The organism is Nostoc sp. CCY 9925, from assembly GCF_963920935.1.
Classification (GTDB): Bacteria; Cyanobacteriota; Cyanobacteriia; order Cyanobacteriales; family Nostocaceae; genus Nostoc.
In genome coordinates this window covers 1-11,993 of the sequence record NZ_CAWUDO010000163.1, presented here as the reverse complement: position 1 = coordinate 11,993, position 11,993 = coordinate 1, and the positions used below count along the sequence as shown (strand labels likewise).

At 41.9% G+C, this 11,993-nt stretch carries 9 protein-coding genes; 2 read left to right on the top strand and 7 right to left on the bottom strand.

Annotated features, from left to right (window positions below):
* Positions 1-151: 151 nt before the first annotated feature.
* From ACM0OY_RS37495 to ACM0OY_RS37475, 5 genes are all read right to left on the bottom strand, one after another.
* On the bottom strand, positions 152-2,269 hold the full coding sequence (locus ACM0OY_RS37495) for a caspase family protein (protein WP_414573790.1): 2,118 nt from the start codon (positions 2,267-2,269) through the stop codon (positions 152-154).
* Positions 2,270-2,617: 348 nt separating this feature from the next.
* Positions 2,618-3,526, bottom strand: coding sequence for a peptidoglycan-binding protein (locus ACM0OY_RS37490; RefSeq protein ID WP_414573789.1), 909 nt, complete (start codon positions 3,524-3,526; stop codon positions 2,618-2,620).
* 508 nt (positions 3,527-4,034) lie between these two features.
* Positions 4,035-4,904 carry a glycoside hydrolase family protein gene (locus tag ACM0OY_RS37485; RefSeq protein ID WP_414573788.1) on the bottom strand — a complete coding sequence of 290 codons (870 nt, stop codon included), beginning with the start codon at positions 4,902-4,904 and terminating at the stop codon, positions 4,035-4,037.
* A 468-nt stretch (positions 4,905-5,372) separates the two neighbouring features.
* Positions 5,373-5,510 (bottom strand): hypothetical protein, encoded by a 138-nt coding sequence (locus ACM0OY_RS37480; protein WP_414573787.1) that lies wholly within the window; start codon positions 5,508-5,510, stop codon positions 5,373-5,375.
* Positions 5,507-7,108, bottom strand: coding sequence for an ABC transporter ATP-binding protein (locus ACM0OY_RS37475; RefSeq protein ID WP_414573786.1), 1,602 nt, complete (start codon positions 7,106-7,108; stop codon positions 5,507-5,509). The genes ACM0OY_RS37480 and ACM0OY_RS37475 overlap by 4 nt, the downstream gene beginning before the upstream one ends.
* A 159-nt stretch (positions 7,109-7,267) precedes the next feature.
* Here ACM0OY_RS37475 and ACM0OY_RS37470 point away from each other — a divergent pair, with 159 nt between their 5' ends.
* Complete coding sequence (locus ACM0OY_RS37470; RefSeq protein ID WP_414573785.1) at positions 7,268-7,726, top strand: hypothetical protein; 459 nt, start codon at positions 7,268-7,270, stop codon at positions 7,724-7,726.
* A 69-nt stretch (positions 7,727-7,795) separates the two neighbouring features.
* Here the strand turns inward: ACM0OY_RS37470 and ACM0OY_RS37465 are convergent, their stop codons facing one another.
* Positions 7,796-8,938, bottom strand: coding sequence for a BMP family ABC transporter substrate-binding protein (locus ACM0OY_RS37465; protein WP_414573784.1), 1,143 nt, complete (start codon positions 8,936-8,938; stop codon positions 7,796-7,798).
* 236 nt (positions 8,939-9,174) lie between these two features.
* Here ACM0OY_RS37465 and ACM0OY_RS37460 point away from each other — a divergent pair, with 236 nt between their 5' ends.
* The gene (locus ACM0OY_RS37460) at positions 9,175-10,677 is read left to right on the top strand and encodes an acyl--CoA ligase (RefSeq protein WP_414573783.1); all 1,503 of its coding nucleotides are present in this window, start codon (positions 9,175-9,177) and stop codon (positions 10,675-10,677) included.
* A gap of 189 nt (positions 10,678-10,866) precedes the next feature.
* Here the strand turns inward: ACM0OY_RS37460 and ACM0OY_RS37455 are convergent, their stop codons facing one another.
* Positions 10,867-11,793 (bottom strand): lysostaphin resistance A-like protein, encoded by a 927-nt coding sequence (locus ACM0OY_RS37455; protein WP_414573782.1) that lies wholly within the window; start codon positions 11,791-11,793, stop codon positions 10,867-10,869.
* Between the last annotated feature and the right edge of the window lie 200 nt (positions 11,794-11,993).

The window sequence follows — 11,993 nt, the reverse complement described above, 5'->3', positions numbered from 1 at the left end:
GCATCGACCTGCACCTTTGTTGCATCGACCTGCACCTTTGTTGCATCGACCTGCATCTTTGTTGCATCGCCCTGCAATAATTAACCTTCTCTACGTTACGCAACAATTCTAAAAGACTTGTGTGTATACGGTAGCCTGCCTGTTGAATCGCTTATCGCATGACAGTAATTTGTATTTCTTTAGTTGCCCATTCTTCGCCGGGATCGAAAATGACTTGTGCTCGTTCTGTGGGTGTGCGATCGGGATCAGTTCCGATTGCAGCAAATAGTTCTTCTAGTGCATTGGTAGCTTCCCCCTTCGGAGACTCTAATCCTCGTGAGGCAGCTGTCGGAATTTCTTTGTCAAGGGAAGGCAACTCCAGCCACCGAAAATCAGCCGGACTAAACATTGCAAAAACTTTGATTACCTCTAAGCCTTTGTCGTAATTGGCCTTATCTGGCAGTCCCAATCGCAACTGAGTTCGGATTTCCTGCCCTGGATTAAAGGGATAAAACTTTTGAACCATCCTTTGTAGGGGTAGTTGAGAAATTTCCCATGTTGGTTCAAGGTCTAAGACAACGATATTAAGTGGCGAAGCAGAAACATTCTTGATTCGCAAAGTAGCCTTTTCGCCCGATCTCAGTGTGATGTTACTTAGCCCGGTTGCTCCATCTTGTGGCAAACTGGTTTGCGGAATTAGCTCAACTTCAAGCTGGTTTGCCAAATCTGAGAATGGGTTTTTCAATCCTTGAACTGCTCGATATTTAGCTATATGAACAAGTCTTTTTACAACCTCCTGGGGTGCCTTATCGTCATTAATTTTCAGGGCTGGGGTGAGATTTTTAAGTGGCAATCCCATACAAATCTCATACTCACCCTTTTGATTAACAGCAACTTGTAGATCTTCTTTGGCTTGATTATCAGTTACTAGCCTCAACCAACCTTGCTCTGCGATCGCAATTTCCACAGCATTAAGAGCATCCTCTTGTTGAGCAATTAATTCTGGCGTTAGCCGATCCTCCCCATCGCCTTCATTTTTCTTTACTAAGGAAACTCTCTGCACTAAATCGACAGGTGGCGAAAGCAACACAGCTTGGGCACCTTGCTCAATTTTGCTCTCACCCAGCAGTGTGATAACTTCGGCCCAAGAATGGGATGCAGATACTTCCTGGATCTCAACTATGGCTATCTGTGCTTCTTTTTGAGATAAATTCGTTGCACCTAGCGGATAAATAGCGAATTGGGCACCAAGTCCCAAGCCAGTTGCTGTGCCAGCACTTAATTCGACGCGTGTTGGTCTACCATCTGCTTCAATCACTTCATTCACAGTGATTGCGTACTGATAAGAGATATTTTCACTACCAAAGATAGTGCGATCGCTATCCCCAATCAACATTGGAGTTTGCTGTTCTCGAAACTTACTTTGAATGACCGCGTTTATGCGCTCATAAAGCATTCGGTAGGTCAACCCAGGTGAGCCACTAGTTAGGGTATTGATCATCCAATACGTGAGTGCTCCATGACGATTATTTCCATCGACGTTATATTCAAAAGCAAATTCTGAGGGACGGCAGGCTGCCAGAAACACATAGTCTTTGGGTTTAGTTAACCATCCACCTTGGGTAACACTAGGATTGGGCCCTTCGTTTAGAGTCTGCCAATTACCGATCAGTTCCTGACGAGAAGCAACTAAACTGTCTGTGGGACGTTTTTGGCGATCGCGGTTTTCAGTTCCTCGAATTGCAGTATCTCCTCTAGTTGCACCGCCAGAATGACAACTATCAAATACAACTGTGACAACTAATCCCTTATCTGTCATGCGCTTGAGCAGCGTTGCTAGTTCAACATCTCGGAGATAGCGTCCACCAGGTGCAGGTGCATCTACATCCATCGGCACAATACCTTCGTCAGCTTGTCCTTTGCCTTTCAGCTCTTCATAAATTGTGTCGGGCTTTCCACCGTGACCGGAGTAATGAATATAGACAAGCTCTCCGGGCAAAGCCATATCAGTAATTTCCTTAAATGCATTGACGATGTTTTCATAAGTCGGCAAAACATTCGGTTTCTGCGATCCTCTTAGCTCTGAAAGCAGCGAAATTTCTGGATTAGGGGAAGTCTGTTTCCAAAAACGTTCTTCTGGAATACGCAATGTTTTTTTGAGATAATCCTCCACAAGGTTGATATCACGAACGCAACCTTTGAGATTTGCATATGACTTACTAGGTGTATAGCCATCAATTCCAATTAGCAGGGCATAGATATTTGATATTTGCTTAGTCTGTTCAGCCATTTTTAATCCTGATATCTGAAAACATAGTCCAAAGATATTGAAAGTGGGGAAAAAATAAGGGGAAAGGGCAAAAGGCAAGGCGCAAAGCAGAAAGGGAAGATCCCTCCTTTTCTCTTTAATCTTTCCCCTTCTTCTTACCTTTCCCGAATTTCTCACGCATAGGTGGGGAGTGTGGGGAGTGTGGGGAGTGTGGGGAGTGTGGGGAGAAAGAGAATTGATGCCCCCGTCTCTTCCCACACCTCCCTTTCCTCCCACACCTCCCTTTCCTCCCACACCTCCCTCTCCTCCCACACCTCCCACACCCCTGGATTTCTCACTTGTGAGAAATCCAGGCTTTGACGCATTAACTCAAGCTATCAATTGCCGTGTTTTCTCTCCCACTATTCCATCAGCAACTAAGCTCTTTTGCTGCTGAAATTCCTTAACCGCTTTTTCAGTTCCAGATCCAAACACACCATCGATTGAGACAGCCAGCCCTGCTGCCTTCAATTTCTCTTGAAGCTCGATCACGTCAGAACCTTGCATCAAAGGTTTGCTGAGGCGAAGAATTCTGGGTATTTCATCCCAAGGTGCTATGTCAAAGCCTGTTGTGGGCGAGTTATTTAAAGCATTCTCAGTTTGAAGCCCCCATTTACCATCTTCTTTTATTTTTTCATTTGGATGATTCTTGTTCCAAAGCTTTTGGAATGCCAGTATTGCCGTACTGCGAATATCTGTCGTGCTTCCTCCTACGTAATCAAAGTGGGGTGGGTCGCCAGCTAAAGGCTGCCAATTATGACGTATTAGGAAAGGTTCCCACCCTCTAGGATCTTCAATATCAAGTGCTAGTCCACTTTGATGATTACTTCTTCCTGGGCGAGCTACAGGACTAGTGCGGTTTAACCAATTAAATAACAGCATTTGCTGTGCAATGGTGCGATAGGCAGAGTTGATAACCATCGGAATTCCCCGTGCTTGAATCGCTCGTTCCAGTGCCTGTTTTGCTGGAGGTTGCAACAGAGCAAAAGCAGCATCTCCAGGTTTGACATTCAAATCATCACAATTTTCTAACGCATTTGGCAGGACTAGATTCAACTGATGAATCAGTTGCTGAGATAGGACATTGGCAACTGAAGTAGAATTACCTGGCGCTTTTATGAGTAAACCATTAAAACCTCTTGGAGTTGGTGAATTTACTTCGTAATCATGAATTTCTAGACAAGTTTCAATAACCAAGTCATCCGTTTGGTAAGATGTATCGCTGATTGAGTCGCTCATTTTTACCTCTTGGCATTTTATATATACAAACTGAACAATTCACAAGCCCAATCTTGTTAGAGTTTCAGCACTAACAATTCCATCTTTCAACCTGCCCATTCCTGAAACTGGCTCAGTGCCTTGTCCATCTCTTTGCCAAAAAAATCGGGTTTGATATTAATCCCAAGTATTTCAAGGCTTTTTCAATTTGATGAATAAGTAGAACGGTGTGAAAAATTCAATGTTTGTAGTAAGGACTTTAGTCCTAAGAAAAGGGCTTTAGCCCTTACTACGAGCTAAGTTTAGCTAACGTTATATTAGTTAACATAGTTTGATTTATTCTCACCGACTTACTTATCTTCAATTGAAACTTTGACAGCGTTATCTAGGAATAACTTATATTCTTCTAAGTTTTTGCTTAGCCAAAGTTCTGCTTGCACTTGCACAACTTTTTTGATTTCCAAAAAAGTTGTGCAATATAAACAGTTTGAAGATATTTGTAGCTGAGTTTTTTCCCAAGTTTATGAGTTTACAAACCTAGAGCTTGTAAAGTTTTTGGCCCTGCATGACCATCCACTGTCAAGCCCTTATTTTTTTGAAATTGTTTGACTGCTACATCTGTGTCATTTCCAAAATAACCATCAACTTCAAGACTAAAACCAGCTTTGACTAAGGCTTTCTGAAGTTTGAAAACATCATCCCCTTGAATAAGAGGTTGACTAGGTGCAGCCAAGCGTAACACTCTTGTTGGCTCCCAAGTTTTAGCCCATTCCCAAGGCTCACTCAAAAATAAGCAGCGCTCAGCTCTCCTGCGGCGCGATAGGCCTAGCAGTGCTTGACCACCAGCTTTGTCCCATACTAAAAACTGGTCTGCTGCTTCTTGGTACTTGCCTTGATTCAATAGCTTCAAAAGTGTTGAGTCAGACAAAGCACGAGCACCTACGTTGTAGCTAAAACACACCAAGGCTGAATGTTGATTGTCATTTATTGGCACTTTGACAGTATTGGCTACCGCAGTTTCAAATTTACTCAATTCTTTTTTCAGCATTTCCTCAGCTTCTGCTTTGGTAATCTTCATGCCTTGGTGAACACCTTCTGTAGCCCCCCAACCTATAGTCCAAACTTTCACCGGATCTAGATATGCTTCTAAATACAATCCCTCAAATGATTGGAGTAATCTCAATCCCTCTGAGTTAATTGTTTTTACTGACCCTCGCGGTTCTGGTACATCTTCTGGAACTGCATCTTTCGGTATAACTGTAAAAGTCTCTGCTTGAGTGAACTGCAAAGCTTGAATTAGCAAATTCACTTGTTTTTTAGTTTCTGTGACCTTGACGAGGGTGTTGTCTTCCAGTTCTGACAAAGTACCATCTTGAAAGATTTGTAGTCGTCTAACCATGTAGATATTCTGATATTTTGGTAGTTTAATATACTAGCAAAACTAAATTTTGCTATGTAACAGCACACTGTAATAATGTATTATTTACGATTTTTAGAAAATAATATATTAAGAAAATCTAAGATTATCTATGTCACTATTGTTAATTTTAGTTGCGAAAATCGTAAGTATATATGCGTAAAAATAAACGATCTAAAAACAAACAAAAACAATGCATTTATCAATTTAACTGGAATCTGGGCGCTCATCTTTGGAAATTTCTGACTCACGATCTATGAAACGCCTTGTAAAACTTGAGACCTGCGGGTATGTCACAGAAAGTTATAGACCAAGTTGATATAATCAGGTTAAATGTAGATGGCTGATATTTAGAAAAAATAGTTATTAATTACACAGGTCTACTGTTAATTATTTCCATTTGTGAAGCGATCGCCACCAGCTTTTATTCACAGTTTGTTTCATTGGCGTTTAAAATACTTTAACTGTCAGGATGGTTGCGATCGCTGTTGCTTGAGGATGTCTGAAAAGCTTTAGGCGAATCATAAATAAGACTTCTGAGACATTCTCTAAGATTTGATTTTTCAGACTTATTTGGTTTATGCTCAATCAAAGCCGATTCCTCCCATCCAACTACCAATTTCATCGCGGTTAGTATGGGCAACTGGCTTAAAGGGAGAAACTTGTCCTTTATAGATTGCACCAATGCGATCGCACAATCCAAACAATTCATCCAAATCTTCAGAAATCACTAGCACTGCTGCACCCGTATCTCGCATTTCAATTAATGCTTCATGAATCTTGACAGTGGCGTTGACATCCACGCCCCAACTCGGATGTGCTGCAATTAATACAGCTGGATTTTGGGATATCTCCCGTCCCATAATAAACTTTTGCAAGTTGCCCCCCGATAAATTAGCAGCAACAGAATTTACCCCCGCTTGATTGACATTGAAAGCATCACAAATTCGTTGAGTCCAGGTTTTTAACTTGCTAAAGCGAATCATCCCCCGGCGTAACAATCCTTGCCCGTGGGCTGTCAGCAAAGCATTTTCCAGTAAACTTAAACTTGGCACCACACTTTTTTCTAAACGTTCTTCTGGAACATATCCCAATCCCAGGCGGCGACGCCCAGCAACACTACTTTTGCCTACGGGCATTTCACCCAGCATAATCATTTCTGGTTGGGGAGAGATGATTTCACCACTCAAAGCTGATAATAATTCTGTCTGTCCGTTCCCTGCAACTCCAGCAATACCAACGATTTCGCCCGTGTGAATTTCCAAATTAATGTTGTGCAAGGTTGTACCGTAAGGATCTTGGGGTTTGAGATCCAAATCCTTAACCAGCAAGCAAACTGGCCCTGGTGGTTGCTGTTTGCGTTTTTTACTAGGTATTAAATGGGATGAGGGGGATGAGGGAGAAATTAATTCTTCTTTCCCCCCATCTCCCCATCCTCTTCCCCAGTCCCCAGTCCTTGGCACATCAGCACCAATCATCATCCTGACTAGATTAGCTGGTGTTTCTGTTTGGGGGTTACAATTGGCAACGACTTTACCTTGGCGCAAGACTGTAGCATGAGTGCACAGAGATTGTACCTCTGACAACTTGTGACTACTAAATAAAATACTGCAACCATCAGAGGCGATTTGTCGTAAAGTAGCGAAGAGTTTTTCTGTTTCTTGGGGAGTGAGAACCGCCGTTGGTTCATCCAAAATCAGCAATTTTGCACGTTGGTACAAACACCGGAGAATTTCTACTCGCTGTTTTTCACCAACTGAAAGAGTATGAATAGGGCGATCGCAGTCTATATTTAGCTCGTATACTGCTGATAAAGTGATAATTCTTTTAGCAACTCGTGATAAATCCCATTTTTCGCTACGAGGCAGCGTCAAGGCGATATTTTCTGTAACAGTCAGCGTTTCAAATAAATTAAAGTGCTGAAATACCATTCCAATTAACAGAGATATCGCCTCAGTTGGACTATTAATATTAACCTGTCGCCCTTCCCAAAAAATTTCACCAGCATCCGGACGCACCAACCCATAGATAATTTTCATTAAGGTACTCTTACCCGCTCCATTTTCCCCCAAAAGGGCATGAATTTCTCCTGGCTGAATTGCCAAGTTTATCTGATGATTTGCCACACAGCCAGAGTACGATTTATTAATACTTCTAACCTCTAAGCGAGAAACTGACTGATTCATTTCTGACTTTCTCCTACTTTTTCTATCCTTTCTTTTATTTACTGCATAAATTAATGGAAATGCGGTGAGAAGTAATTACAGATGGTCGTGGAAGATAAACCCTCCACCAAATAAGAAGTTATAAACCCATTATGATTATGGGCTATTAGGTAATTAAGTATGATTCATCACATATCTATTTCTGTGCAAAACCCTCTACACGTTGCCCAAGTTCTCGCTGAAGTCTTGAATGGACAACTTTTTCCCTTTTTTCCTCACCCAGGCAGTTATATGGTTTTTCCCCTTGATGAAAATGGGACAGGGATTGAAGTTTATCCATTAAATACTAAGCTAATGCCTGGTGAAGGAGATAACCAGTGTCAATTCGTAGAAGATGCCACTCCTACCGGATTTACAGCTACTCATGCAGCAATCTCGGTTTCTTCTAGTCAGGAAAAAATTGAGCAGATTGGCAAACGGGAAGGTTGGAGAGTGTTACGTTGTAACCGCGATTCTTTTTTTGATGTGATGGAATTCTGGTTAGAAAACAAAGTCATGATTGAATTTCTCACACCGGAAATGGCGGCTCAATACTTGGCAGTAACACGACCAGAAAGTTTGCAGAAAATTTTTAATTAATAACTCTGGTGCTAAATGCATAATTCAGGAGTGAGAACCAATAAAAAATCCTAGTATTATTCAGTAATACTAGGATTTTTCTTGAGGAATTGAACCTTCAATTCCTTCAACATACCAATTCATCGCCAGTTGTTGCTTATCATCTAATATCTTACCTTTTGGGACTCGCACTATACCTTTTTGGTCTTTTACTGGGCCATCAAAAGGATGTGCAGTACCTTGAATAAACTCATCCCGCTTGGCATTTACTAATTGTTGCACATCAGTTGGAATCACTTGATTCATCGGAGAAATATCTACCATTTCTTGACCAATACCATCCCAAACTTCTTGAGATTTCCAAGTATTAGTCATTACAGCTAAAGCTTTATCTGTATAGAATTTGCCCCATTTGTTAATAGCTGATGTCAGGTGAGCTTTTTGACCAAACTTGCTCATATCGGTGTTATAGCCAAAAGCATAAATGCCTTTTTCCTCAGCAAATTGTACAACAGCGCCAGAGTCGGTATGTTGGGTCAACACATCTGCACCTAAATTAACCAAAGCTTGAGCCGCTTCTCTCTCTTTGGCTGGATCATACCAAGTTTGCGCCCAAAGTACCTTAACTTTTGCCTGGGGATTTGTTAACCGCATTCCTTGAGCAAATGCACTAATGCCGCGAATTACTTCCGGAATCGGGTATGCCCCAATAAAACCAATTACATTTGATTTTGTCATTTTGCCAGCAATCATGCCGGTTAAGTAACGTGGTTCTTCAAAACGTCCCAAATAAGTACCAACATTAGCGGCACGTTTGTACCCCGTACAGTGTTCAAAGAAAATATCAGGAAACTGTTTGGCAACTTTAATTGTTGGGTTCATGTACCCAAAGGAAGTTGTGAAAATTAATTTGTTACCATCTAATGCTAATTGGCGAATTACTCTTTCAGCATCAGCACCTTCATTGACATTTTCCACAAAGGTAGTTTTTACCTTATCTTGAAGATTGGCTTCCATATGTCTGCGACCTAAATCATGAGCATAAGTCCAGCCAAAATCACCCACAGGTCCTATATAAACAAATCCCACTTTCAGGGGTTCATTGACTACCACAGGCGATGCCAAAGGAGATACTTCACTCGGTGATTTGGAATTTCTGCCTTGAATACAACTAGTTAAGGCAAAGCTAGATCCTGCTAAAGTAACATAGTTGAGAAATTTCCGACGATCCATATTTATCGATTTGGTTGAACTGCTGAAAAAGTCTTTTCTAATTTTTAGTAGCGACAGACACAATATTTACTTAATTTTACCTTGGGGACTGGGGACTGGGGACTGGGAAGATGAGGGAGACAACTTGCAACAAGTCTTTTCCTTTCTTCCCAATTCCCCTTGTCCCACTATCCTCTTCTCAATCCCCAGTACCCAATCCCCAATCCCCAGTCCCCAATACTTTTGGAGGTTTTGAAATGAATTTATTTGAGCTTTTAGCAGGAGAAGACAATCATTTAGCGTTGGTTACGCCTGAGGGGCGATCGCTAACTTATAAGCAATTGCGCGAAAATGTAGCTGGGCTAGTATCCCAACTCCACAGCTTTGGACTCAAACGCCAAGAACGCATTGCCATTGCCATGACTAACGGTTCACCAATGGCGATTACTTTTCTGGCTGCTGCTTTATCTGGCACCGCTGCACCTCTAAATCCCAAATACAAGCAAGAAGAATTTGCCTTTTACTACGCAGATACCCAGGCAAAAGCACTGATTACGCTGTCTGAGGAACCGGAAGGGGCCATTAGCGCCCTCACGCCCGATATGATGCTGATTAATGCCAAAGTCAACACTGACGGCACATTGAGCTTTGAATTAATCAAAACAGGCTCAAAACCAGCAGAACCCTCGAATCCCGCAGCGCCTAATGCTGACGATGTAGCGATGATTCTCCACACCAGCGGCACCACAAGTCGTCCCAAGCGTGTACCAATTCGTCATCGCAACCTCATTGCTTCTGCTAACAACATCATTGGTGCTTATTTACTCACTCCAGCTGACACTACACTTTGCTTAATGCCCCTGTTCCACGTTCATGGATTGGTGGGTTGTTTGTTGGCAACTCTGGGGTCTGGGGGTACACTGGTTTGTCCCAATGGTTTTAATGCCCTAGAGTTTTGGAAGCTGGCAGAAACCTACAAACCTACCTGGTACTCAGCAGCACCAACGATGCACCAGACAATTCTGGCACGCGCTAGCCGCAACACAGAAATTGTTCAAGCGAATCCTTTCCGTTTTATTCGCTCTAGTAGTGCTTCTTTGCCCCCCATTATCATCGAACAAATGGAGGCAACTCTCAATGCTCCTGTGGTGGAATCTTACAGCATGACTGAGGCATCCCACTTGATGACTACCAACCCCCTACCGCCAAAAGTTCGCAAACCTGGTACTGTCGGTTATGGCTTCGGCGTAGAAGTTGGAATCATGGACTCTGAAGGCAACCTGCTACCTCAAGGAAGCTTGGGCGAGGTGGTGGTAAAAGCACCAAATGTCATTGACGGCTACGAAAATAACCCAGAAGCCAACGCCACTGCTTTTGTAAATGGTTGGTTCCGCACAGGAGACCAAGGCACACTCGATGAAGATGGCTATCTTTGCCTGACTGGACGGATAAAAGAATTGATTAACCGAGGTGGGGAAAAAATTTCTCCTTTAGAAGTAGATGATATCTTGCTACGCCATCCCGCCGTCGCCGAAGCCCTAGCCTTTGCCGTTCCCCACAAATCTTTAGGAGAAGATATTCACGCAGCTGTTGTCCTGAAAGCAGAAGCCAGCGAAAAAGAAATTTTAGCTCACTGTTCAACCATGCTGGCAAACTTCAAAGTCCCCAAGCAAATTCACATTTTAGAGCAATTACCCCGTGGTGCCACTGGGAAATTACAACGGCTGGCTATGGCGAAATTGCTTGGTATTGGGGAGTAGGGAGTGGAGAGTGGGGGAATGAAGGAGATGGAGGGATGGGGAAAATGAGGGAGATGAGAAAGCAGTTAAGGCTTTGAGGTTGGAAGTACAATCTTTGAACTTGGAGTGTCGAGTTTTAAACTCAGAAGTTGAGCTTTTAAACCCGGAACTAGGCAAAGCCAATCCAAAATTTAAAATCTAAAATCTGTTTTAGCTAGAGTGTTGTTTTCGTCTACCAAAGAAGAAGTAATAGAATATTGCAATCATGACCCAGAAAACAACCAAACCCACCCTTGGATCTCCAGGATCGTTGATAGTTAATACAGCAGGTGTAGGAATTACCGAATCTTTAGTATTAACGAGCAAAAAAGCAAAAATATTATTAGCTGCATGAGCACCTAAAGAAAGTTCTAGTCGATTATCTTTTAGAGTAATTGCTGAAAAAAATACACCCCATGAAAAGTATTGCAATGCTACCCATATTTCTCCCCGCTGCATTTCTGGGTTAGCTAAGTGTGGCAGCGCAAACAAGAAACTGGTGACAATTATTAATACAAGTCGTTGCCGAGATAATAGTCCCAGTCCTTGAAGCAAATAACCACGATACAAAAATTCTTCGGCGGAGGTTTGGATGGGAGTAAGCACTAAAACTAAAGGAAAAAGTGGAAGCCACTGAGCTAAGTCAAAACTCCATGAATAAACTTGTGGCTGTATTAGGTAATCTACTCCTGTGAAGGCTATTAAAATAATTAACCATACTAAAAATCCTGATATTAGACGCTGAAATGTAAAAGAGCTATCAGCACTAATCAAAGTTTTAATTTTCCGTTTATGTAACCAATTAATAGTTATAAATATACCCAGCCATGCACAAAAAACAGGAATACTATAAATGACAAAATACCGAGTTTGTGAAGCCTGTAAATAAATTTCTAATTGGTTTTGTAATTCAGACGGTGAATTGGAAATTTCATTTCCATTAACAGCACTAGAAGCCCAAAATAGAATAGTTGCTACAATACCTGAGGTGAATGAACCTATATACCAGTAAGAAAAGACGATGAGGAAAACTCCTAGTAAGTAGCGCCACCAATCATTTTGACCTTTTTTGGCAGCATCGAGAAAATTTTTGCTCATACAGTACTCCTATTTTATTTATGAACTTACTTGTAGAGAATAGGCAATAGGGAAAGATTAATTACCTGTTGCCTGTTGCCCTTTGCCTTAAGGTGTGCGTAATTTTTTCAAAAATCAAACTGTATTTCTATAGTTGCTTGAGATAGCTATAGCGGTTATCAGTCTTGTGAAGTACAGTAGCAGCAGTGAGTAAACCAACC

Excerpts from the sequence above, each read along its gene's own strand:
- ACM0OY_RS37495 (WP_414573790.1), bottom strand. The coding sequence starts at position 2,269 with ATGGCTGAACAGACTAAGCAAATATCAAATATCTATGCCCTGCTAATT.
- ACM0OY_RS37490 (WP_414573789.1), bottom strand. The coding sequence starts at position 3,526 with ATGAGCGACTCAATCAGCGATACATCTTACCAAACGGATGACTTGGTT.
- ACM0OY_RS37485 (WP_414573788.1), bottom strand. The coding sequence starts at position 4,904 with ATGGTTAGACGACTACAAATCTTTCAAGATGGTACTTTGTCAGAACTG.
- ACM0OY_RS37475 (WP_414573786.1), bottom strand. The coding sequence starts at position 7,108 with ATGAATCAGTCAGTTTCTCGCTTAGAGGTTAGAAGTATTAATAAATCG.
- ACM0OY_RS37470 (WP_414573785.1), top strand. The coding sequence starts at position 7,268 with ATGATTCATCACATATCTATTTCTGTGCAAAACCCTCTACACGTTGCC.
- ACM0OY_RS37465 (WP_414573784.1), bottom strand. The coding sequence starts at position 8,938 with ATGGATCGTCGGAAATTTCTCAACTATGTTACTTTAGCAGGATCTAGC.
- ACM0OY_RS37460 (WP_414573783.1), top strand. The coding sequence starts at position 9,175 with ATGAATTTATTTGAGCTTTTAGCAGGAGAAGACAATCATTTAGCGTTG.
- ACM0OY_RS37455 (WP_414573782.1), bottom strand. The coding sequence starts at position 11,793 with ATGAGCAAAAATTTTCTCGATGCTGCCAAAAAAGGTCAAAATGATTGG.